Source organism: Maribacter sp. Asnod1-A12, assembly GCF_045063735.1.
In the GTDB taxonomy this organism is placed as follows: domain Bacteria; phylum Bacteroidota; class Bacteroidia; order Flavobacteriales; family Flavobacteriaceae; genus Maribacter.
On sequence record NZ_JBEFNZ010000006.1, the window covers coordinates 3,349,888 to 3,375,007 of the forward strand.

A 25,120-nucleotide genomic window follows, 5' to 3' on the forward strand; every position below is an offset into this window, starting at 1 on the left:
ACTAAGATTATTATTGTATATGTTAGTTTTATAAATTGGTAATGATATCGTAATTGTCGATTTTATTACGTTTGTGAAACTTTCTGTTGAAAAAATAATTTTGCTTCTTAGATCAAATAGTTATTAATATTGAAACCGATTAATTGAACGATAATCATGAAAATTTAATTATATAAATCAAAAATGTACGAAATAACCTACAAAATTTATTGTTTCACAACAAAAAAGCTGAATTGTAAATTTCTGGTTGTACTTTTTCAGAAATAAAAATAAAAATGCCACGAACCTTATTATCGAAGAGAGATTTCTACTTTGTAGCATTAATGCTTATTTGCTCCATGAATCTTTTGGGGCAAACAGAAAAAAATACACGCACTCAAATAAAAGAATTACGTTCAGCTTCAAACTTTAGTGCGAAAAATCCAAAATACATTGATTTAATACTTGATTTAGCAAAAGATCAAATTCGTGAAAATCCAGACACTACTGCAATTTTATTAAAAGAAGGACTGGATTTAAGTCTAACAACTAATTATAAAGCAGGTGAAAGCAAGGCATTATCTACCTACGGTTATTTTTATTTTGAAAAAGGTGAGCCAGAAAAAGCCTTAGAATTCAATTTAGATGCCTTAAAAATTGCCAATGAATATAATTTAGGTTCAGAGAAATTAAAAGCCCTAAATAATATGGCTCTAGATTATTCGCTACAAGGTAAAGATGCACTTGCACTAACCCGGTTTCTAGAAGCTTTAGATGTAGCGAATACTATTAACGAAAACGGAAAAAGGATTGATTTAAACGTTAGTATAGCTGCACTTTACAGTAAAAATGGTGATTACCAAACAGCAATAACCTTTCTAGAGATTGCACGTAATCTAAGCCTGAAATTGATGGATGATGAAATTATACCTTATACATTCATTAATATGGCTTCACAGTATTCAACCATGGGTAGTTTTGATCGTGCGAATGAATTTATAGACAAAAGTATTGTCTTCTTCGAGAAAAGTAATATTAAAGATTGGTTATCACATTCTTATGAACAAAAAGGTAGTATTGCTTTAAAACAGAAAAAGTATGATGAAGCCTTAAATTATTTAATTAAAGCAGAAAAGTTGTGTGATGAATTAAACTTCGCCTATGGCTATGCTTTAGTTTATTCAGCCTTGTCAGAATGTTATTTAGGATTGAATGATTTAGAAAAGGCAGAACAATACGGTAAAAAATCTTTGGAATATGGTCATAACCTTAATGTAGAAACCGTTATAAAAGAGTCAAATGACCTATTATCTCAAGTATATCATAGAAAAGGTGACGATACCCAGGCATACACTTATCAAACGGCATATTTAGAACTTTATAAATTAGGTGCAGATGAAAAGTTCAAAAAGGGACTTGGAATTCTAAGAAGTAAAATTGAATTTGAGAACCAGAAACAACAATTGATTGAAGATCAGAATAAGGAAATAGCCAAGCAAAAGAAGTACGTTTATTTTGCTATTGGTGCTCTGCTCTTACTTTTAATATTTTTTGTGTTAATATATAGAAACAATAAATTACAGCAAAAATACACTCAAGACTTACAAAAAAAGCAGAGTCAATTATTGCAGCATGAAGCAGAACTTAGTGAGGCAAATAAAACTAAAGACAAACTATTTTCTATAATAGCACATGATCTTAAAGGTCCTATAAATTCTTTTTACGGACTGTTAGAGCTATCCTTGACAGGTGATATGTCAAAAGAAGATTATAACAGGTTAATCCCCAAAGCTTTAAATAATATACAAGGTATTTCGGTAATGTTGAATAATCTTTTAGAATGGGCAAAAGCGCAAATGAAAGGTATTATTGTTGAACAGCGTGATTTAGAAATTAATAGTGTTCTGGAAAATACGATAAAAGTATTAACGCCCCTAGCCCTAAAAAAGGAGATAACTATTGTTAATAATGTTATGAATACCAATTGCTTCAGTGATAAAGATCATTTGATAATTATTCTAAGAAATTTAATAAGTAATGCTATTAAGTTTACTAATACTAAAGGAGTTATAACTATTAGTGCTAATGAAAAAAATAATTTCTTAGAAATTGCAGTTGCCGATAATGGAATCGGTATGGCTGCAGAAACGGTAGAATTACTTTTTAAAAATGCCCATATGGATTCTACCTTTGGTACGGATAATGAAAAAGGAACGGGTCTTGGTCTTTTTTTATGTAAAGAAATGGCAGAAGGAAACGGTGGTGAGTTATGGGTCAACAGCGAAGTAAATGTTGGTACTACCGTATTTTTTACAGTGCCGTTGTCTAAATAACATGTCTTATCAGGGTATTTGAATACTGAAGCCAACTCTATATTTAGAAGTCGAAACTGTTAAAATCGAATTTTCGACATCAATAATAGCAAAAGAGATTTAATCGTCTTCTTTACCATTTTTGAAAATAGAAATACTGCTCATACCTAAATTTTTATCTTCAATTCTAGAAAAGAACAAGTCCATATTGTCTCGGTCAAAATCTTCGCCAAATTTGTCAACTTCTGGTGTACAAGAAAAGGCTGTCAATAATAAAAATGTTACAGCAATAGCTTTTAAGTAATGATTCTTCATGCGTAAATAATTGAATTAGTTAGTATTATGATGCCGAACTTCGACCATTTAAATACGCAAGGTTGTTAATGAAATAATAATTGAAGTCAAGTTCAAGGTAATTATGCACAAGTAAATGTGTAGGAATTCTATTTAAATAATTTAACCTTTTTTTAAGATTTGGTAATATTAGTAATACACTACATTTGCCGCCTTAAATAATTATCAAGAATCTCAAACAAGGAGATAGCAACCTGCAATAACAAGCAAGGTGCTAAATAGATAAGCCAATCAATTGGAACAAATGTTAACTCATGATTCTTCTAATTTATAGCTATTTCCTTTTTTGATTATGAAGAAAGAGAAATGGAAAGTACTAAAAAGAATATCCCAAAATTTTCAGCTTTAATACCCTTGTTCGTATTTGTATTTACGTTTTTAGGAGTCGGTATTTATCAAAATGATTTCTATGCTTTACCAGCTCCTATTGCTGTAATAGGGGGAATTATTGTTGCATTTTTACTGTTTAGACAAACAATAACAACAAAAATAAGCACCTTATTAAAAGGTTGCGGCGATGATAAAATATTGACCATGTGCCTCATTTATTTGTTAGCAGGTGCTTTTGCCGCAATTACAAACGAAACAGGTAGTGTAAATGCTATTGTAAACCTTGGTTTAGATGTTATAGCCATTCAATATATTTACGTTGGTATCTTTGTTATTGCGGGTTTTTTATCAGTGTCTACAGGAACGTCGGTTGGTGCTATTGTAGCATTGGCACCCATTGTAGTGGGTTTTTCTAATGAAAGCAACGCAGATTTAGCAATACTATGTGGTGCGCTATTAGGCGGCAGTATGTTCGGCGATAATTTATCTGTAATTTCAGATACGACTATTGCGGCAACCCAATCTTTGGGTTGTAAAATGAGCGACAAATTTAAACAGAACATCAAAATAGCGGTACCTGCAGCATTATTCACCATTGTTATTTTAGTATTTCAGGGATTCGGGTTGGAGTCCGTCGTAACTGAAAGCACAGTTTACAATTATTCTATTATTAAAATAATGCCATATGTATTGGTGATTATTCTTTCGATTGTGGGAGTCAATGTATTTGTAACCTTGTTATTAGGTACAATTGCAGCAAGTGCATTAGGAATTGTTTATGGAGACTTTAACCTCATAGAATCAACTAAAATCGCATATAACGGATTTACCAATATGACCGAAATATTTCTATTGTCATTATTGACTGGTGGTTTAGCCGCTTTGGTAGAGAGAAATGGTGGTATCGAATTCATATTGGTCAATATTAAAAAACTGATTAAAAATAAGAAGTCTGCACAGTTTGGTATTGCCACTTTGGTAAGTACCATTAATATGGCGATTGCAAATAATACCGTGTCAATCATTATTGCCGGTCCCATTGCTAAAACGATAAATGACGAGTACCACTTAGATAATAAAAAGACAGCTTCAATATTAGATATATTTGCTTGTATATTTCAAGGACTACTACCCTATGGCGCTCAGGTTTTAATGATTTTAAGCTTCTCAAAAGGGAAAATCGATTATTTAGATTTAGTAAGTAATACCTGGTATTTACTGCTTTTACTTATCTATACTTTACTGTTTATTGGTCTAAAGCCAAAACATGTGAAGTAACTTTTAGTATAACGCAGCAACTTTTAAAAAGTAATTTTTCTGATAAAAGTCCGTTCTAGCATCTCATAAATTTTAAAACCATTACCTATGAATTTCAAGATGTTACCATTTGCCGTATTGTTTCTTTTTATTTCAAATGTATTTGCTCAAAACAAAGGTGTAGTAACTTTTAAAAACGGAGATATTAAAGAAGGAATTATTGAAAATAAAGGAAGCAAAATTCTTTTTTATAAAAGTGAAGGAGCAGAACCTAATAAAATTGAACATGATGAAATCGAACATATTAAAACTGGAGATATTGAATATTTTAGAACCTCTCCAAAATCTAAGAAATTAGAAGAATTTCAGGTGATTATTTCTGGCGAAACAATGCTAGTTGCACGTAATATTCAAACCAACTACGGTAGTATGAAGGTTGAAAATGACATTTCATATGCTCAAAGTGGCAATTTAACAGCAAGTCAAAGCTCGCAGGTTTCAAGAAGAGTTGTTAGAGGACCTAGTAGTAGAGGTACTATTATTAAGTATTATATTAAAAAGCCAGGGTCTAAAACTATTGAACAAGTATACCGATTAATTGTTGGCGATGTGGATTGGATAGGATACAAGAAAAAAGTAAAAAAGCAATTAGGTGATTGCAAAGAACTAATTCAAAAAATGAACGGCAGTGACTTTAAGGATGATGAATATGGTAAAGGTGCAGAATTAGCTGCGATTGTTCTTTTTTACAATCAAAACTGTAGCAAATAAATTAGTCTAGCATATTAAATCTCATACAACCTATAGGAAACTATAGGTTTTTTATTTTAGAGTATCTTGCAGTTAAAGGGGTAATAGCTACTTTTGGGATAATGACTTTACAATAGGTCTTTTAGAATTTAATATTAAAGAATGGGTCAAGAACCATCGGTTTGCGAAGAGAGCGTTTATAATAACATTTATCGAACCCATGCAGAAGGTTTGCGAAATTACCTTTACTACAAGTTTGGTGATATGCAGCGGGCAGAAGATATTGTACATGATTCATTCGTTAAACTATGGTCTAAATGTAGTACGGTCATTTATAACAAAGTAGTCGGATTTCTTTATAGTGTATCTCGAAACCTAATGATCGATACATTGCGAACTAAAAAAGTGTCTCTGAAATTTGAAAAAGGATTGGTTAAGGAACAAGATAATGAAGACCCTTATTTTAAATTAAGAACAAAAGAATTTCGAATAAAGCTTGAGTCTGTCATTTCTAATTTACCAGAAAAGCAGCGAGAGGCTTTTTTAATGAATCGAATAGACAAACTTACATATAAAGAAATAGCTCTAAGATTAGAGGTTAGTGAAACAGCTATTGAAAAACGTATTTCTAAAGCATTGCTGAAATTGAATTCGATTACAGAAATAAAAGATTTTTCTATTTAGCAGGTTGGTTAAATAGTTTTTTAAACGTAATACAAGTATGAGCAAGCATTTGGAGCATAACAATTTAATTGCCCGTTGGATGGATGATAGTTTGAGTGACGAAGAAAAAGAAGCGCTAAAGAATTCTGGTGAATTAGATGCACTTAAAAATGTCATTGAAGATATTGATACTTGGAAGATGAAGCCCTTTGATGCTGAGGGAGGTCTGGCAAAATTGAAAAAAGAAAATGAATATATTTTACCAATAAATAAAACTAAAAATAGTAGTTGGGTGCGTATAGCAGCGAGTGTAGCAATTTTACTTTCATGCGGCTTGGTTTGGTATTTGTCATCGACCGGTAGTACTACTATAACTACAAAAATTGCCGAAAACAAAACTATTGATTTACCAACAGGCTCTTTCGTAAAATTAGATGCGGCATCAAGCATTACCTACGATAAAAATGATTGGAAAAACAACAGGTTCGTTACCCTTTCTGGACAGGCTTATTTTAATGTTTCTAGCGGTGTACCATTTAGGGTGAGCACAAATACTGCGATAGTTTCGGTATTAGGAACTGAGTTCAATATCAGAAGCCAAAATGACCAATTTATAGTATTTTGTTACGAAGGTAAAATAGATGTATCGTACAATGGTGCATCAGAAATTATTTCTAAAGGGCAAAGTATACTATTGCAGAATGGCAAACTTCGAAAGTCTGATCATAATTTTCAAAGTCCTGAGTGGATGAAAGGTTTTAGTACTTATGAGAAGGCATCATTAAAAAACGTAATCGCAGACTTAAAACGATATTATATTGTAGATATCAATCTTCCCGAAAAATACGAAACATTACAGTTTACAGGTACAATAGAACATAAAAACCTACAGCAGACTTTAGAAACCATTTTTACGACAATGGAAATTAAATACAGTATTCTAGATGATAATACCGTTATTTTTGAATAGTGTTGAATACTTAAATATTATTAATGAAAAATAATTACAAGAAAAAGAGAACGTTATCAAGTTATCTTGCTCTTATTGGAATTTTCTTGTTTTTTAATTCTTACGCACAAAATCAACCAGAGGTAAAATTGGTTGATATTTTAAAAAATCTAACAAATACTTACGGTGTAGATTTTATCTATAACCATACACTACTAGATCAGGTAACGTTTTCTTCAGCTATTACATGCGAAAAATTGACAGAATGTTTAAATATCATTCAACAAGAGGCACATATAGAATTTTTAGCAGATACGGATAGCTCTTATATGATTGTTCCCATTAGAACTGATATTTCTTTTTCCATATCAGATAATGAGACCACTGAGCCCATTACAGATATTAGAGTGCAAGTAAATAATGATGAACAACGTTTACTGATAGCAAAACAATCAATATTTACCTTAGATGATATTTTTCCTTTAGACTCTATTTTTATTAGTGCGGCATTTTATAAAACCATAAGTATTAAAGCAAAAGATTTAGAAAGTTTGAATGCTTCATTAAAAATGGAGCATTCGATGATTCATTTAAATGAGGTATTTATAACCGATTATCTCACTAAAGGTATTAATGCCAAAATAAGTAATAATACGATTCAAATAGACATGAATTCATTAGGATTACTTGCTGGTGATACAGATGGTGACATCTATAACGTTATTAAAAATATACCTGGTGTACATACACCTAGCGGAAAACCTGGAAGTCTAAATTTTAGAGGAAGTACCTTTGATCAATCACTTATTCAAATAGATGATATTCCTATATATCATAATGGTCATTTCTATGGGGTTCTTGCACCATACAATCCTTCTATGGTTGATAAAATCGATATTCAAAGAAATACACTGTCTGCAAAATGGGGAGGTCGTGTTGGTGGATTAATTGATATGACAACTGGCGGCAAAGTACCTGATTCAACAACTTATGAAGTACAGGTCAATTCAGTCTATGGTGGGGCAACTATAAAAGCACCGATTGTAAAAAACAGACTGGCCTTATATTTAGCGGCAAGGTCAAACTACCCTACAATTAACTCACCAAAAATGCAGGCATATTCAATTCTTAATTTTCAAGGTAGTCGATTAGAAACCGTGGCTGAAGAAGTGAATAGTGAAAATTTTAAGGTAGGTTTTTATGATATTAATTCTAAATTGATTTATGATATAAATGAGAATCATAAAGCAACGTTAAGCTTTATAAATATTCAGAATGATTTATCGGCTACTTTGAAGGATGCAGGTGATGAGGATAATAAAGATTTCAGGAATTTAAATCTTGATAATTGGGGGTTAACCCTTAAATGGGATGGTAAATTATCTGATAAATTAAGAGCACTAGCAAGATTTAGTAGATCTACATTATATATTGATAATATAAGTGAAGGTTTTACGGCTTCTGAGCGGTCTAGTTTTGAAAAGTATGCTAATACAATAGAAGATACTCGCTTCATAACTGAATTTAAATATGATTTTAACTCGAACACTATTATTGAAACAGGTTATACGTTAACAGATTATGGACTAAGTTTCGATGAACGTAATGAAGAAAATAGTATTAATAATAGAAGAGATCAAACTGCCATTACACATAGTGCTTTTTTGAATGTCAACAAAAATTGGAATGATAAGCTGACCGCGGAATTCGGATTACATACCGACTATTATGAACCCACCGGAGTTTTTTATGCTGACCCACGAATTTCATTAAACTTACAAGCCAATGAGGCTTTATATTTTAAGACTTCTATGGGGCGCTCTCATCAATTTATTCAAAAGAAATTACGTGAAGATTTTGATGATTTCAATAACAAAAGTCAATTTTGGTATTTACCTGACGAAACCACTACGGTACTTGATGGATACCAGGGTATGATAGGAGCTTTGTACAACAAATCGGGTTGGTTGATAGATTTTGAATTTTATTTGAGAAATTCGAATAACATAACGCTGCAAACAAATACAGAAACACTTCAAACAGGAAAACTAAAAAGTATAGGTACAGACCTTTTTGTTAAGAAAAGATGGAACAATTTAGAAACGATGATTGGCTATTCGTTGAGTAAAGTGAATACCAAGTTTGATGATACAAACCCCGTTTTTTTTGACCAACGACATATATTGAATATCACTGGTTTATGGCATTTGAATGCTTTTGAAGTTGCCGTTACATGGAGTTACCTTTCAGGTATGCCTGTAGTAATACCAGACTTTGATATAGCAGAAGGTACGGAAGAAGATTTCGAAATTCCGTATAAAGATCGTTTTCCTGGTCAACACCAATTAGATGTCTCGACCACCTACACATTTAATAATAAGAGAAAAACTTGGAAAGGTATTGTGGGAGTTTCATTTGTAAACCTATATGATCAAGACAATATTGTAAATCTATTTCAAAACGAACCTTCCGTTATTAACCCGTATAGAAAGGGTATAGACTTTGCTCCTAACCTGCAGCTAAGTTTTCAATTTTAATTAAATATATATTAGTAAGTAGTGCATTTCTTCTAATGCATTATTATTTATGTAAATCATTTTATTATTTTTTTTCAATTTAGGGGTTGGGTATAAGTATCTCTAAAACGTATTAAGGAAAAGGCGCTAAAAAATGCCTTCAGATAAACATTAACCTTAATACAAAGAATTATGAAAGATTATAATATGAGATGGGTATTGATAATCCTATCCGTACTCTTGGTACATGCCTGTGCAAAAGATGAATTAGATGTTCTTGAAATTAGTGAGACTGACACAGATGATTTTAATACGGTAACACAAGACTCATTAACCGCTAGAAGGCAGAACAATCGTAATAATAACTTAAGCCCCTCAGAAGAAACTGTTCAACTAATAGTGGATTGGAATAATCTATGGTTAGTATTAGATCGTTATACGGATGGATTAAGACCCAATACAACAGCAAGGGCTTTGGGCTATATTCATTTGGCAGGTTATGAAACCGCAGTGGCGGATATGGATGGATATGGTTCTATTCAAAACCGATTGCAAGGTTTTAACCTAGACCAAGATGAAAGAGCAGAAAATGTAGACAGGGCTTTAGCTTTAAATACGTGTTACGCCTTGGTATTTGACCATTTTATGTTCAGTGTGTCTAACAATGCTAAAGCAGGTATAGAAATTCTCGAAGAAGAATTCGAAGAAGAATTAAGCGAAAATTTATCACCAGAAGCAATAGAAAATTCTTTGGAATGGGGTGCATTGGTAGCAGAAAGCGTCATCGCTTACAGCCAGACAGATACCGAAGCCGAATCTCAACAAATTGATCCCAATCCTGCATCATATGTAGCTCCTGTAGGGCAAGGTTTATGGGCGGCATCAGAAGGGGAAAGTGCCTGGTTTCCTTATTGGAATAGAGTTAGAACTTTTGTAATTACCCCCGAAGAGACATCTAGCACGCCCCCACCCTTTTCTCATAATGGTAACAGAAATAGTGGCTATTACGGTCAAATGGATGATGTGGAAATTTCTGCCACGACTGCTAGACTCGAAGATAATGAAGACCTGTGGATTTCAGAATTTTGGTCAGATGATGTAGAAGGTTTAATGATGAGCCCCCCTGGGCGACAGTTTTCAATAGCCAATCAGCTTATAGTACAAGAAGATTTAGACTATGAACAAACCTTAGAGTTAATGTTACGCTTAGGTTTTGCTTTGAACGATGCAGCAGTTTCTGCTTGGGACGACAAATACACCTATAATACAGAAAGACCAAGTAGGTATATTTTAGAATATATAAACGATGATTTTCAAACTAATTTAGCACGATTTATATCTAGTCCTAATCCTGCTTTTCCTGCGTATCCTTCAGGTCATGCGACATTTGCTGCAGTTGCATCGGGTGTGTTTATGGATATATTCGGTGGTGATGCTATTAATTTTACGGATAGAACACATGCTGGAAGGTCTGAATTTAGAAGCGACTCAAGAAATTTTAACTCCTTCACAGAAATGGCTGCGGAAAACGGATACTCCAGAATACCCTTAGGTGTGCATATTCAAGCGGATAGTGATGAAGGAGCGCGTTTGGGCTATGAGATTTCTACAGCTATTAACAACTTTAGTCTTTCCCCTAATTTTTAACACTTAACTATTTATTGTAGAAGTTTCGCCTGTAATGGCGAAGCTTTCGCAATTCTAATATTCCTGACCCCACTTCACATCTATATGGCAAAAAACTACTTTTTAATTTTTATCAATCCTTTTTAAAAACATGTAATATGAAAAAGTATTTTGTACCTATTTGCCTTATGGTAATTATTTTAAGCTCATGTAGTAAAGATGAATATATAGACATTTCCGAAGGCGAAGAACAATCGTTTATAAATGATGAAACAAATGAGACAGATGCTGATACGGTTACCAACGATGATAGTGCTGTTGATTCATCTATTTTAATCTTACCCGACTCCCCTTTTAATTATGCCAATATTCTGTTGCCCAATTTCTTTTTTGATAACGAAGTAAGAAATGAGGATAACACTCCGGCCAATAATCAGATTACGGATAATGGCGCTACATTAGGTAGGGTATTGTTTTATGATAATAATCTTTCTATAAACAATACTATTTCTTGTGCCTCTTGCCATATACAAGAACATGGCTTTGCCGATCCATCTGCTTTAAGTACAGGTTTTGATGGCGATTTAACCTCACGAAACTCTATGGGACTTGCAAATGCGAGATTTTACGAAAATGGAAGATTCTTTTGGGATGAAAGAGCTGCAAGTCTTGAAGAACAAACATTGATTCCTATTCAAGATCTTGTGGAAATGGGCATGACATTGCCAGAATTAGAAGCCAAGTTAACAGAATTAGACTATTACAGCATCTTGTTTACAAATGCTTTTGGAGATGAAACCGTTTCTAGTGAACGTGTAGCGCTAGCATTGTCGCAATTCATTAGATCAATGGTTTCATACGAGTCTAAATTTGATGAAGGTTTGGCTCAAGTAAATGATATAGATGATAATTTCCCCAATTTTACAAACTCTGAAAACAGAGGAAAGCAATTGTTTATCAGTAATCAGACCAGGTGTTTCGACTGTCATGCAACCAATGTATTTGTGGGTGATGATGCCAGAAATAATGGTTTGGACGCCACTTTTACAGATTTAGGCGTTGGTGGTATAACGGGTAACAATAATGAGTTGGGAGAATTTAAAGTACCCTCATTGAGAAACATCGCATTAACTGGTCCTTATATGCACGATGGTAGGTTTGAAACATTAGAAGAAGTAATTGAACATTATAATAGCGGTGTACAGAATAACCCCAATTTAGATAACAGACTTACCCAAGGTAATAATGTTCGTCGTTTAAATTTATCGGACAATGATAAACAAGCATTGGTTGACTTTTTAAATACTTTGACCGATGATGATTTCATTACCGACGAAAAATATGCTGATCCGTTTTTAGAATAGCTTATCAATCACACATTAACAATTGTCAGTATTTGATAGTGTTTTTTTTGTTTGAAACTATTATTGCATAGCTATTAATTGAAAATATGAGAGGGGTTGTTTCCCAATTAATTGAATGAAAATTCGTTTTCATGCTTGTAAATTGATTAATTAATAAAATATAGGGTTAAATCAAGTGTAAATTATTGGTTGAGTGTTAAAAAATTTCTATAGATATAGGAATTTTCCTTAAAAAAGTAACTTTGATATACTAATCTAAAAGTTGCAATTAAAAACGTATTAACACTTTTGGTTTTTTATTTAATATACTGTTAATCAGTAATTAATGTTGTTTGTTTTTTGTTAAAAGAATCAATTTATAACTTATAAATCATTTATTATGAAACACGTAATCGCAGTTTGTGCAGCAGTTTTACTTGGATCAGTATCTTATGGTCAGTGGCAAGTATCTGCGAGTTCTGGATATGCCATAGGTAGTGCAACGATGAAACTAGGTGAAAGAGTTAATGTCTCTGAAACTGAAAATTCTTATGGTAGTTATGGTGAAGGTACTAATGTGCAAATTAGAGGAACATACTTTTTTGATGATTCTTTTGGTCTAGATTTAAGTGTGGGTTATTTAAACGGCACAGATCAAGATGTTTCGGTAGTTGATTTACCTAGTACAGAAGTCAATGCAGTTGCTAGAGCACGCGCATTTGGAGCATCTGCCTCTGTGGTATATCAGTTTACCAATAAAATATATGGTCGTTTTGGAGCCTTATTAAAATTAGGAGGCAAAACAGAAGCTGTTGTCTATCAAAAATCTGTTTTTTCTGAAGCAGAAGCAGAAGCTTTTGGTGTGCCAAACGGTTCTTATTCAGAAACAAATTATAAGGAAGATTTCCATGGTCATTTCCCTTTAGGTTTTGTGGGTGCACTTGGGTATAAATATGACCTAGATTCCAAATTTAGTATTTTTGCAGAAGTAGAGTACTATGGTATAAGTTTAAAGCGTAAAGATTCTGAGATTTCTGAGTTTAATACAGATGTAAAATTACCAGATGGTACGGTTGCAGTTAGCGGTCTTTATACTATTGATAATTTGCCTGATGATATTAATAAGAATACCACATACGTAGATAATCTTTCTAATACGAATACCGATACAACACAAGAATTATCACAGAAAGTACCATATTCTTCATTTGGACTAAATATTGGCGTTACTTACAAATTTAATAAAACTACAAAGTAGGGTAGTTTAATTGCTTATCAATTAATATAAAACCTATTTGAAGTACTTATTCTAATAGGTTTTTTTAATTTCATTTATGTATGGAGCTTTCTGCTAAAACTACCTATTTTAAAAAAGTAAAATAAAATGTACTTCCCTCTCCTATTGTACTTTCTAACCAAATAGAACCATTATAATAGGAGATAATCTTCTTTACAATAGAGAGCCCGATACCTGATGATGACCCAGTACTTTCTAATTTGGTGAAGACCTTAAAAATTCTATCAAAGTAATCTGTTTTAATTCCGATGCCATTATCTTTTATAAAAAACTCGTGGTATTTACTTTTTTCGGAATAACCAATCTCTACAAGACCCATTGTTTTGTCATTATATAATATGGCATTTTGTATAAGGTTTTGAAATACTTGCTTAAACCTCCATGCATTTCCGTATAAAGTAGGCAAGTTATCTTGTATTGTTATTTTTATGTGATCGGGTACATGCAGTGTTTGTAAAACTTCGTCAACCAAATGGTTGAGGTCGATGTGTTTGTCTTCTGTTTCTAATTTATCTATTGTAGAATAATCTAAAATACCTTTAATCAAAAAATCCATCTTTTCAACATTGAACATGACTTGTTGTAAAGGAGAAAATGCATTTTCATCTAAGATGTCTTTATTATCATCCATAAACCAGCCGGTTAATGTACTTATATTAATTAATGGAGCCTTTAAATCGTGCGATACAACATGAGCATATTCATTTAATTCTTCATTTTGTCGAGATAAGAACTGTAGTAACTCTTCCTTTTTTGCTTCCTGTTCTTTTATACGTTCTTCATTCTCTTTTCTTTGAATAACATTAACAAGCATGTTTGCGAATACAAATAGAATATCTTTTTCATGATCGTTGTATTTGTTAATTCTTTTTACAGAATCAAATCCTATAAATCCAATTAATTCATTGTTTTTTATTTTAGGTATGGTTATTAGACTTTTAATACCTTGTGGTTCTAAAACAGCACGTAAACCCAATTCTCCATCTTCAGGTAACTGACTAACATCTTCAACAAAAAATGCTCTACCATCTTTATGAGCTTCAACCCATTGTGGTATAAAGTCGATAGGTACATTTTTCAAATTATCTATTTCTGGTTCAATACCATTAGAACACCATTCATAAGTATTAGATGTTGTATTGTTTACAAAATCATAAGAAAATATATAGCTTCGATCAGATTCAACAAATTCGCAGATTTGTTGTAATGAAGTTCTAATTAATTTGTCAATATCAGAAAGGTCAGAATTTATATAGGTAGTAGAAATACTTATTAATAGCTCTTGAAATCTTAATTGCCTTTCAATAATTTTATCTTTCTCTAACTGATTTAAATCTCCGTAAGTAAGACTTTCAAGATATTCTGATTGGTTATTGACGTTATCTTGATTTTGTTTTTTCATAGTGATTTTTAAATTGTAACTATATAAATATTGTTAAACGTGGTTCACTAATATAGTATATAAAATATAATTTTATAAGAAACCCCTTACATATATTATTCTGACTTTATAAGGCTTTTGTGTTGGTAAAATAAAACTCAAATTACAGAAAATCATAGTTTTAACAACTAAAGCGTGATTTCTTAACGTACATCTTTAAATCCCAAAATTAAAATGTCATGCGAAGAATGAAAACTTTCCTATGGTTATTTTGCCTAGGCTGTATGCTAAGTGCCTGTAATAACGAAGAAGCTGCAATACATTTAGAAGAAAGTAGTGAAAGCGAAACTGAATCTACAAAAGAGACCTTAGAAGCAGAATCGGAAACTACCGATAATACAACTTCGGTAGATGTAGCTGCAGCACTTGTTGCAAATGATCTAGAATCACACCCAATGCAAGATGTTGCAAAACCCGGGTATTTAGAGACTATAGTAGATCCGTCTTTTGGAACTATTATTCGTAGAATTTCAAATGCTGGTAATGGTGGAGTTATTAAACCTATGTACAGTACGATACAAGCTTGGAACGCCGATGAAAGTAGAATGATTTTATATAATCAAACTAATGGAGTACATCAATTGTTAGATGGAATGAGTTATGAATTTATTCGAAATCTTGATGATGTAAGACCAGATGATATAGAGCAGTTGTTTTGGGATTTTAATGACCCTGATATTTTATATTATTTGGACTCCGTAACAGATGAGTTCATTAGGTACTCAGTGTCTTCTGGAAATAAGGAAGTACTGGTGAATATAAAAGAACTTACTAATTGTACCGGAAGCATTAGTATGGGTAATGATGTACAAATGATGTCTTGGGATTCTGATGTTATTGGATTTAGATGTGATAATACCATGACGTACTCCTATAGATTTTCAACAGAAGAGCTCATAACCTTTAATTTAGACGATGTTAATTATACAGCAGCTATGCCCGCACCTAGTGGAAACTTGTTTTATCATAATGTATCGTCGTATGATGCAGACGGTAATTTTAAAGCAAGACTTAATAAGAGTAAACCAGAACATTCATGTTTAGGAAAAATGGTAGACGGTACCGATAGCGATTTCTCTGTCAGTTTTAATGCAGGACCAAATGGCGGTTGTCAAGGAAACATTATTGCTTATGATTTAAATACAGGTGATTGTTTACCGGTCATATCAGAAGATTTAGGATATGCCTATCCAAAAACGGGAACCCATATTTCTGCAGTAGCCCATAAAAATCCGGGATGGATTGCTGCATCGATGATTGGTTTTGAAGGAGATGGTCAGGCATTGTTAGATCAAGAACTGGTAATTGCTCGTGTTGAGCCAGGTAATGTTCAAGTATACAGAATAGGACATCATAGAGCAGATGAAGATGAATTCGATTATTGGGGTGAACCACATGCGGTAATTAGTCCAACAGGTACACGAGTACTTTTTGGTTCTGACTGGAGCGGTAGCGAAGATGGTACATCGATAGAGTCATATGTAGTAGAGCTGCCTTCTTTTAATCCTTAGGTATTTGATATACGATGAGGTTCTTATTTTGTATAGAATAGAAACAAAAAAACGTCGTATTCTAATGAATACGACGTTTTTAAATATCATTTAGTGTATTACTTCAACAAAGATAGAATGCCTTGCAATTCAGTAAGGTTGAGATTAGAACTGTTGTCAGTATCTAAAACGTCAAAATTTTCAGATACTTCACCAATAGCTTCAGTTGAGCTAATAGCCTCATCATTGTTAGTATCTAAAAGACTAAAAAGACTAGATACTTGCTGTACAGTTGAATTAGAACTTAAAGAGCCTAATAATGTAGCTGCATCAGAAACCTTTGAGGTATTCATATTTTTTACACTGTTACAACTAGTTACAGCTGCTACAAGAATAAATGCTGCGATTACTTTTTTCATGGTTATGTGTTTTAATTTTCAGCGCAAAAATACTCCTAATAAGATGTAATTAAAAAAAATATATACAAATGAGCTTAATAAATCTATTAACCTGCTTTATTTATAGATGAAAACTTAAGTCGTTTTTTAAAGTTCATTTTCAAGTATAGCCAAAACTAATTGGGCAGAATTAATAGCGGCGATTTCAACAAATTTATGGTAATCTGTATGAGCGTCGGTATTTGCATTGTCGCTACAACTGCGAATTACGATATATGGTAAATTTAACATTGTACAAACCTGAGCTACAGCAGCACCTTCCATTTCAGTAGCAAGCGCATTAAAATTAGAGTATAATGATTTAGCCTTCATGGTGTCGCTTACAAAAGTATCGCCAGTAGCAATAGTCCCTACAAAGAATTTAGGCGCTCTACCTTTAAATGTTTTTAATTGAATAGTGTTAGAGACCAATTTACTTTTATAAAGCAATGTGCTATCTACAGAGAGAAATAATGGATTTTTAGTATTTTCTATAAGATTTCGTGTTGGCCATGTTATAAATTCATCATCTTTTAATTGCCCAAAATCATATTGAACTAAACTATCGGCAATAACAATATCACCTGGTCGTATATCTGGGTGCAATCCGCCTGCAACACCAGTAAAAATTAACGCATTAAGTTTAAAGTGTGTAGTAAGTATTGCAGTACTGTATGCCGCATTTACCTTTCCAATACCAGCCTTTAATAGAACAACTTCCTTATTTTTAAGTTTACCGGTATAGAATATAATTCCGTTTTTCTCTATTTCTTCTTTGTTTTCTAATTGCCCCTTTAGAAGTTTCATTTCTGCGTCCATAGCACCCATAATTGCAATACGCTGGGCTTTTACTCCGCATAAAGCAAATAGCATCAGAAAAATTAGATACTGTCTTATAGCCATAGGTAAAGAATTGATAATAAATTTATAATTAACAACACTGGATTTATTTCCGATTTCTTGCCAACAAAGAGCTTGAGTAAGGTATATGTTAGAAAACCAAAAATGATTCCTGTGGTTATGCTGTATGTTAAGGGCATTAGAATCATGGTAAAGAAAACCGGTATAGCTTCATCTGCTGTATTCCAATCAATTTTAGTTAACGGTTTCATCATAAAAGAACCTACTAAAACCAATGCAATAGAACTAGCAATACTTGGAACTATGGATAACAAAGGAGAAAAGAATAGAAATGGTAAGAAAAGAATACCGGCAGTAATTGCTGTAAGTCCCGTTTTACCACCTTCGCGAATGCCTACGGCAGATTCTATATAGGCCGTACCCGAACTCGTGCCTATCAAACCTGAAAATATAGTGGTCACCGCGTCGACCATTAAAGATTTTTTAAGGTTTTTTGGGTTTCCGTCTTCGTCTTTATAGCCAGCTGCTTCTGATAAACCTACGAATGTAGAAAGACTATCGAATAAATCAGTAAAAGCAAATACAAAGATTACTGGTAAAAATGCGTATTTAATAGATCCTAATAAGTCTGCTTTAAATAATAAGCTGAAGTCTGGCATCGAGAAAATTCCTGAGTAATTAACTATAGTTGAAATACCATAATTTACAAGAGAGGCATCTCCCCACCATCTGCCAATGGGCCAGGCAAGAATAGTAGTTAATAGTATACCTATAATCATAGCTCCCGTAACCCTTTTAGCTATTAATATGGCAGTAATGAGTAGCCCGACTAAAAAAGTAAGACACATAGGATCTTTAAGCGAACCTAGGCCAACCAAGGTAGCTTTATCATCAATAATAAAACCAGCATTTTGAAAACCTATAAACGAAATAAAAAGTCCGATACCGGCGGCAATAGCATACCTTAGGGAGTGTGGTATGGCAAGTACGATTTTATCCCTTACTTTAAGAACACTTAAGATTAGAAATAAAATACCTGCCCAGAACACGGCACCCAAGGCCGTTTGATAACTTAAACCTAAGCCTAATACGGCAGTATAGGTAAAGAAAGCATTTAAGCCCATGCCTGGTGCAATAATAAAAGGGTTCTTTGCATAAACCCCCATCATAATACTACCAAAGGCACAGACGAGAACCGTTGAGGTTACCGCAGCAGAAAAGGGCATTCCAGAAGCAGAAAGAATTGATGGGTTTACAATGATGATGTAAAATGTTGCTAAAAATGAGCTGATACCTGCCAGTATTTCAGTTCGTATAAACGTACTTCTGTCTTCCATGAAAATTAAAATAGTAAGAAAAAAAACGTTTTACCTATATCCTTGGTGTATTCTAAGAACATTTTTCGAATAATCAATTATAGCTATAAATATTAGGAATTAATATTATTATCGAACATATAATTATTGATTTTAAATCAGTGACAATACAGTTATCCTATATCTGCCTTAAACCAAATATCAAGTGATATTTCTTCTGGTCTATCTTCCTGATTTGGAGGTCCACTTTGAGATCCGCCACGACCACCACCGCCTTGACCTCCACCAGGTCCGCCCTGACCTCCTCTACCTCCACCTCCACCACCTTGACCGCCACCGCCAAAACTGATGTTCGAATCTTTGTCATTAGATTCTTTTTCCCTTTTCGGTGTAACGATACCAATTGATAGTTTCGAGAAGTCAGCATCGCTTATTTCACGTTTAGGGATAATTAGTTCGTATTGTAGCTCTTTACTATCTTCGTTGTAATCATATATAATGGAAACTCCAAGTTTGTTTAAATCTAAGTGAAATTCTTGTTCAGTATCTTGGTTTATATATTCTGCTTTTTTTGACATCTCGGCAACAAGAATAGAAATATCCGGACCTTTTTTGTCTTCTTCTTGCGATTCTATATTATTTCTATTTTCTCTGTCATTTCTATTTGGACGCTCAGAAGGTGCTATATTAATTGGGTATTGAATGGAAACATTTTTCTTTTTCTTTCCTTTAGTATCAAAATAGACATAAAATCCTTGATGTAACATAGAGAGCATTGTAGGTTGATCTACAGTACTTAACTGTACGTGAACATTATCATCATAAATAAAACTACTATAGGTGATATTTTGTTCTGTTTGTTCTGTTTGTTCTGTTTGTTCTGTTTGTTGTGCTTGTTCTGTCGTCAATGTTAAAAGCAATACTAATTGAATATATAATTTCATAATATAAATGCTACTTGTTATGTATTAATATCAAACCTAAGCTTAAAAAAGATTCTTTTATTATAAATTAAGTGAATAGCTGTTAGTATTTAGTAAACAGGCTCGAGTGACCGATGAAGGCTAAAAATGAATTTATCTTGTATTTTTTCTAAAATAAAAAAGAGCCCCTACATTACTAAAGGAGCTCTTTTTAACCAATCAATCAATTAAACCAAAAAACTATTTTTATAGACCTAAGGCAGTTATGGCTTCATCATCAGTTGTGAAAGCATAGGCTCGCCACGGTCTGCTATAATTTGTAAATCTCCATAATACATCGCCACTACTATTTACTTCCCAAATAGCACCTGTACCCTCCGCAATTAGTGTATTTCCATTACTCATTCGTACGCCGCTGCCTAGTCCGTTACTATATAAATCCGAATCTGTAAACTCCCAAATAAGCGCAGGCTCGTTATCTTGACCAGCTATTAATTCATAAGGGGGACTCAATTGATATTCAGCTACTGCAGACTGATTATCATATTTGTTGTTTACGAATAGCAACATTTTGTTGTCATCGAATAAGTTTGGATAATGTACTCTGTTTAAGGTGACCTCGCCAACATTATCATACGCCAACGGGTTTCCAAAACGATAAACTAAATCACCTCCTAAACCATAGTTGCCGCCAGTACTAGAAGCTGCCTCTTCCGTTGAGGTACTATGATCAATTACCCATACCTCACTGTAAAAGTTAACGGTCATATAAAGCAAATCATTTTCTTCGTCTAATGTTATACCGTTTACATGGGTAATATCACCATCAGTTTGGTCATTATTGTAATTGATATCAATCAGGTTTGGAACATCTCCGACTACCCCAAAGTTCTCTTTACTTTCATCAAAATCTTGTACAATATGATCGGTAACATGCCATTCCCAGACTACCTCTTGAGTTAATGGGTTCATTTCTATAATAGCATCCGGATAGATATCAAAATTTCCAGAAAATCCCATTTCGGCAGCATCATCCTGACTAACCTGTTCCCAAATAGGAAATATGATATTTCCGTTAGAAAGGTAATTTACATCATGGTGCGATATATAGGTATCGCTAGAATAATCAACATTCCAAGCAATAGTTTGATCTGCGTTTATTTTTCTAAAACTACCACCATAACCACCATAAGTAATTTGCGGATTATCTACTTTAATAGTAGCTACTAAACTACCATCGCTAAGTAATTCGGCATCATTACCCAGTAGATCTCCATCAAAATCCCAATCGTACAAGGTATTACCATCGTGGTCAATTAAAAATACACCATCATCTGGTGCAACTGCTAGTATATATGAGTTAGAATCAACGGTACTACTAGCTTCTTCTGTTTCATCAGTAGTGGTGTTATCTTCTACAATGGTCAAGTCATCATTATCATCACTACAAGAAGTAAATAATAGCATAGATACGCAAACAGAGGTAAAACCTACTTTTAAAACTGATTTTCTCATATTTTTGAATTTTAAGATTAAGTTATTTTTGGGTACTCATTATAATATAGCTGTATAAGCTTTTGAGTAAATATAGAATTACCTTTCATGCATTATTTTCCTATTCAGCGTAAAAGGAGTGTTGTTAAGTAAACGGATGGTTTTACTTGGTAAATGAATTACCATTTGTTTCTTAAAATCTTTTAAACGCCTATTACATCAGTAATTTGCCTTAATTAATACAGTAAAAAAAACAATATCTTTGAAAGTGAAATCAGCAATTAAAACTCATTAAAAGCAATGACATCTAAATCTAGTATAGAAGTAAACGGACACACGCATGTACTTTATAAAGAAAATGCATTGTCTAAAGAAGAACTCATTGTCAAAAGTGAGGCCTTTTATAAACATTTAGATGAAAGAAGATCCGTTAGAGAATATGCAAATACACCTATACCAAAAGAAGTAATTGAAACTTTAATAAAAACGGCTTCTACGGCACCGTCAGGTGCGCATAAACAACCTTGGACCTTCTGTGCTGTTTCTAATACTACATTAAAGGCAAAGATCAGAGAGGCTGCCGAAGCGGAAGAAAAGGAAAGTTATGAAAGTAGAATGAGCGACCGTTGGTTAAAAGATCTTGAGCCGATGGGTACAAATATGTATAAGCCCTTTTTAGAAGATGCACCTTGGCTTATTATCGTTTTTAAAAAAGTACATGATTTAGATAGCGATGGTAACAAGGTAAATAATTACTACGTTAATGAATCTGTAGGCATTGCGGCAGGTATGTTGATAACTGCGATACATAATGCAGGTTTAGTTACATTGACACATACTCCTAGCCCAATGAATTTTTTAGCAAAACTATTGAATCGTCCAAGTAATGAACGTGCATTTTTGTTGTTACCGATTGGGTATCCAAAGACACCAACTTACGTGCCAGATATTGAAAGAAAACCATTGGAAGCTATTTCAGAGTTCTATGAGTAATACTTTAAGTAATGATACTTTAAATCCTATCTAATACTATTTTAGATCGGTTTTTTATGCCCACTATTAAGTAGATTGTTGAATCAGGTAGACGGTTTTATATTCTGATTTAATTGAAATAAATTCTGTGGGTCTTAACTATTTTAGATTTTAATCAGCCTCTCATAATTGTGTTTGTAATTAGCTTTAACACGCATTTGACCTTCATTCATAATGAAATTTGAATATACCCTAATTTAGAAATAGCCAATATATAAATTGGGACTCTTATTACTTCATCAAATCTTCTAAAGCGTCAGGGGTTCTTGGTAAATCACTACTTAAAACTTCACAACCATCTTCAGTAATAAGAATCATATCTTCAGTAAATACTGAAATGTTTTCATCATGATTATAGTACCAAGGCTCTACAGTAAAAACCATACCTGGTTTTAGAGCTGCAGTGGATAAGTTTGGATCTCCGGTTGAGAGCCCTAAATGATGACCAAAAAACAAGCCTACTTGCATATATTTTTTTGCATCATCAGGAATAATACTATTAGTTAGTGTCTGTACATCTTTAAATGTGATTCCGGGTTTAAGAAACTTAATTATCTCATCTGCTATTTTAGTTTCCATGACAAGAATCTCTTTCTGTCTATCGGTAAATTTACCAGATACGGGAAAGGTTCTACCAATATCACTAACATACTGCTCATATTCACAACCGACATCAAAAATAACTAAGTCGCCTTTTTCCATAACTCTATTTCTACGGTTATAGTGGGTTGCTAATATTCTCCAAGGCCAATGAGAATTTGGTCCTGATTTAATTATGGAACCAAAAGCTAGTCGTTGAGAACCGTTAATTTTAAAGTCGCCTTCTAAAATACCCTCTAGGTAACGCTCATCTACCCCAGGTTTAATCATTTTAGCAGATTGCTTAATACCTTCTACCGTTATGTTAGCAGCCTTTCGAATAATTTCAATTTCAGCTTCAGATTTAATCATACGTACATTGGCAACTGCATCGTACATATTTTCATGTTTCAATTTGGGATGTTTTCCGCTCAAGGCTTGTAACAGAACTTGAACAGGAGAATGGGTAGCTATGTAGGCATCAGATGCATAAGTAATGTCACCTTGCCGTCCACTATTAATTAAAATGGTGTTTTCCTTTTTACTTTCAGCATCCATCAGAAGGGTAAAGTCGTCAATAGATGCAAGAGTTACTCCGGTTTTTTCTGTAATATGCTTATCATACAATAAAGGTCTACCTGGAAAATCATTTGTACGAGAGCTATTTTCAAATCGTAAATCTCGTTCAGGGGTGTATATAGTTATTGATTTGTTGGCTACATTCATAACCAAAATGGCATTTGGTAATTCTAATCCGGTGAAGTAATAAAAATCATCTGCCTGTCTAAATGTTTCTCCGAATGAAAATCCGTCATTAGCAGGTACAATCACTATTCCTGTTCTATCGTGTTCCGTTAAAATATTCATTAGGTTATCTCGTCGTTCGCTTAACTCTTCTTTTGCAAAAGGTAATTCTGTCCATTCAAAATAAGATTGCACGGGAGTTTGGCTAAAAATAAAGCTTGTATAGAAAAATAAGATAATGATAGAAGAGGTCGTTTTCATGTTGGTTTGTTATGGTTAGTCCGAATTTCGAGCTTTTTTCTAGAGGATCAACCTCTAGGGGTAACTATTGTCTAAGTATTAAAGATTTGATAAAATATGATCAAAATATCATATAATTTTAGATTTAATTAATCAATTTTTGAAATCCATTAAAACAATTATATTAAATACTTGATTTCATTAGGATATTATTAAAAAATTGCTTAAATTATAACAACGATAAAAACTAAAATAATATATGAGGCAACTAAAGATCACTAAGCAAATTACAAACAGAGACACTAAATCATTAGAAAAGTACTTTCAAGAAATATCAAAAATTGATTTGATTACCGCAGATGAAGAAGTGGAACTAACTAGAAGAATACGCGAAGGAGATCAAAATGCCCTAAATACCTTAGTAAATGCTAACCTACGTTTTGTAGTATCTACAGCAAAACAATATCAAGGTAGTGGATTACGACTTTCAGATTTAATTAACGAAGGAAATATTGGTTTGGTGAAGGCTGCAAAACGTTTTGACGAAACCAGAGGTTTCAAGTTTATATCATATGCCGTATGGTGGATCAGACAATCAATACTATCATCGATTTCAGAACAGTCACGGATGGTACGTATTCCACTGAATAAAATTGGTGAAATCAGTAAGATAAATAAAGTATACTCTACACTAGAGCAATCTTTACAAAGACCACCGAGTACTACGGAAATAGCGAGAGAACTTGATATGAGCAGCACGCAAGTAAAACTTGCTTTAAAAAATTCAGGGAGACACTTGTCTATGGATGCCCCTTTTCAAGAAGGAGAATCATCTAATTTATATGATGTAGTAAGTTCTAAAGATGCAAACAGACCAGATGCAGGTATGATGATGGATTCACTTAAAACTGATCTTAATCAAGCGTTAAATACATTGCCAAGCAGAGAAAGTGAAATTATTAAGCTCTATTATGGTATTGGTGAGAGCCACCCAAAAAGTTTAAGTGAAATTGGAGAACTTTTTGACTTAACAAGAGAGCGTGTAAGACAACTTAGAGAAAAGGCTGTACGTAAACTACGTAACAAGTCTCAAAACGAAATGTTGAAAGCATATTTGTAGACCAAAACTATTTACATATAAAAAAAGCCGACTAAATAAGTCGGCTTTTTTTATACTTTAAGGTGTA

The 25,120-nt window shown here is 33.1% G+C and carries 20 protein-coding genes and 1 riboswitch; of the genes, 12 read left to right on the plus strand and 8 right to left on the minus strand.

All coding sequences use genetic code 11. The annotated features are described in order from the left end of the window. Positions 1–275 precede the first annotated feature (275 nt). Positions 276–2,312, plus strand: coding sequence for a tetratricopeptide repeat protein (locus ACJJVP_RS14445; RefSeq protein ID WP_405414590.1), 2,037 nt, complete (start codon positions 276–278; stop codon positions 2,310–2,312). A gap of 99 nt (positions 2,313–2,411) precedes the next feature. Here the strand turns inward: ACJJVP_RS14445 and ACJJVP_RS14450 are convergent, their stop codons facing one another. Continuing rightward, positions 2,412–2,606 (minus strand): hypothetical protein, encoded by a 195-nt coding sequence (locus ACJJVP_RS14450; protein WP_405414591.1) that lies wholly within the window; start codon positions 2,604–2,606, stop codon positions 2,412–2,414. A gap of 196 nt (positions 2,607–2,802) precedes the next feature. Then, a riboswitch (SAM-I-IV-variant riboswitch) is annotated at positions 2,803–2,900 on the plus strand. Positions 2,901–2,951: 51 nt separating this feature from the next. Here ACJJVP_RS14450 and ACJJVP_RS14455 point away from each other — a divergent pair. From ACJJVP_RS14455 to ACJJVP_RS14490, 8 genes are all read left to right on the plus strand, one after another. Beyond that, positions 2,952–4,253, plus strand: a complete 1,302-nt coding sequence (locus ACJJVP_RS14455; RefSeq protein ID WP_405414593.1) for a Na+/H+ antiporter NhaC family protein — start codon at positions 2,952–2,954, stop codon at positions 4,251–4,253. An 87-nt stretch (positions 4,254–4,340) separates the two neighbouring features. Further along, positions 4,341–5,003 (plus strand): hypothetical protein, encoded by a 663-nt coding sequence (locus ACJJVP_RS14460; RefSeq protein ID WP_405414594.1) that lies wholly within the window; start codon positions 4,341–4,343, stop codon positions 5,001–5,003. Between the two features lie 141 nt (positions 5,004–5,144). Continuing rightward, positions 5,145–5,666, plus strand: coding sequence for an RNA polymerase sigma factor (locus tag ACJJVP_RS14465; protein ID WP_405414595.1), 522 nt, complete (start codon positions 5,145–5,147; stop codon positions 5,664–5,666). Positions 5,667–5,703: 37 nt separating this feature from the next. Beyond that, a complete protein-coding gene (locus ACJJVP_RS14470) occupies positions 5,704–6,615 on the plus strand; it encodes a FecR family protein (protein ID WP_405414597.1) in 912 nt (303 codons plus the stop codon). 23 nt (positions 6,616–6,638) lie between these two features. After that, a complete protein-coding gene (locus tag ACJJVP_RS14475) occupies positions 6,639–9,131 on the plus strand; it encodes a TonB-dependent receptor plug domain-containing protein (protein ID WP_405414598.1) in 2,493 nt (830 codons plus the stop codon). Positions 9,132–9,302: 171 nt separating this feature from the next. After that, positions 9,303–10,757 (plus strand): vanadium-dependent haloperoxidase, encoded by a 1,455-nt coding sequence (locus ACJJVP_RS14480; protein ID WP_405414599.1) that lies wholly within the window; start codon positions 9,303–9,305, stop codon positions 10,755–10,757. 137 nt (positions 10,758–10,894) lie between these two features. Next, positions 10,895–12,100, plus strand: a complete 1,206-nt coding sequence (locus ACJJVP_RS14485; protein WP_405414600.1) for a cytochrome-c peroxidase — start codon at positions 10,895–10,897, stop codon at positions 12,098–12,100. A 379-nt stretch (positions 12,101–12,479) separates the two neighbouring features. Continuing rightward, on the plus strand, positions 12,480–13,337 hold the full coding sequence (locus ACJJVP_RS14490) for an outer membrane beta-barrel protein (protein ID WP_405414601.1): 858 nt from the start codon (positions 12,480–12,482) through the stop codon (positions 13,335–13,337). Positions 13,338–13,440: 103 nt separating this feature from the next. On the opposite strand, the gene ACJJVP_RS14495 is transcribed toward ACJJVP_RS14490, so the two are convergent. After that, a complete protein-coding gene (locus ACJJVP_RS14495; protein ID WP_405414602.1) occupies positions 13,441–14,778 on the minus strand; it encodes an ATP-binding protein in 1,338 nt (445 codons plus the stop codon). Between the two features lie 227 nt (positions 14,779–15,005). Between ACJJVP_RS14495 and ACJJVP_RS14500 the strand changes: the two genes are divergently transcribed. Continuing rightward, positions 15,006–16,328 carry a hypothetical protein gene (locus ACJJVP_RS14500; protein WP_405414603.1) on the plus strand — a complete coding sequence of 441 codons (1,323 nt, stop codon included), beginning with the start codon at positions 15,006–15,008 and terminating at the stop codon, positions 16,326–16,328. Positions 16,329–16,426: 98 nt separating this feature from the next. On the opposite strand, the gene ACJJVP_RS14505 is transcribed toward ACJJVP_RS14500, so the two are convergent. From ACJJVP_RS14505 to ACJJVP_RS14525, 5 genes are all read right to left on the minus strand, one after another. Continuing rightward, positions 16,427–16,726 carry a hypothetical protein gene (locus ACJJVP_RS14505; RefSeq protein WP_405414604.1) on the minus strand — a complete coding sequence of 100 codons (300 nt, stop codon included), beginning with the start codon at positions 16,724–16,726 and terminating at the stop codon, positions 16,427–16,429. A 126-nt stretch (positions 16,727–16,852) separates the two neighbouring features. Then, positions 16,853–17,647 carry a 5'-methylthioadenosine/adenosylhomocysteine nucleosidase gene (locus tag ACJJVP_RS14510; RefSeq protein ID WP_405414605.1) on the minus strand — a complete coding sequence of 265 codons (795 nt, stop codon included), beginning with the start codon at positions 17,645–17,647 and terminating at the stop codon, positions 16,853–16,855. Further along, entirely contained in the window at positions 17,638–18,942 is a 1,305-nt protein-coding gene (locus ACJJVP_RS14515; RefSeq protein WP_405414606.1) for an NCS2 family permease, read from the minus strand. The genes ACJJVP_RS14510 and ACJJVP_RS14515 overlap by 10 nt, the downstream gene beginning before the upstream one ends. Before the next feature lie 152 nt (positions 18,943–19,094). Further along, complete coding sequence (locus ACJJVP_RS14520) at positions 19,095–19,865, minus strand: hypothetical protein (protein WP_405414607.1); 771 nt, start codon at positions 19,863–19,865, stop codon at positions 19,095–19,097. 225 nt (positions 19,866–20,090) lie between these two features. After that, positions 20,091–21,359 (minus strand): arylsulfotransferase family protein, encoded by a 1,269-nt coding sequence (locus tag ACJJVP_RS14525; protein WP_405414609.1) that lies wholly within the window; start codon positions 21,357–21,359, stop codon positions 20,091–20,093. A 279-nt stretch (positions 21,360–21,638) separates the two neighbouring features. Between ACJJVP_RS14525 and ACJJVP_RS14530 the strand changes: the two genes are divergently transcribed. After that, positions 21,639–22,331 carry a nitroreductase family protein gene (locus tag ACJJVP_RS14530; protein WP_405414610.1) on the plus strand — a complete coding sequence of 231 codons (693 nt, stop codon included), beginning with the start codon at positions 21,639–21,641 and terminating at the stop codon, positions 22,329–22,331. A 270-nt stretch (positions 22,332–22,601) separates the two neighbouring features. On the opposite strand, the gene ACJJVP_RS14535 is transcribed toward ACJJVP_RS14530, so the two are convergent. Continuing rightward, complete coding sequence (locus tag ACJJVP_RS14535) at positions 22,602–23,954, minus strand: aminopeptidase P N-terminal domain-containing protein (RefSeq protein WP_405414611.1); 1,353 nt, start codon at positions 23,952–23,954, stop codon at positions 22,602–22,604. 238 nt (positions 23,955–24,192) lie between these two features. Here ACJJVP_RS14535 and ACJJVP_RS14540 point away from each other — a divergent pair, with 238 nt between their 5' ends. Then, the gene (locus ACJJVP_RS14540; RefSeq protein ID WP_299799672.1) at positions 24,193–25,053 is read left to right on the plus strand and encodes an RNA polymerase sigma factor RpoD/SigA; all 861 of its coding nucleotides are present in this window, start codon (positions 24,193–24,195) and stop codon (positions 25,051–25,053) included. The last annotated feature ends 67 nt before the right edge of the window (positions 25,054–25,120 follow it).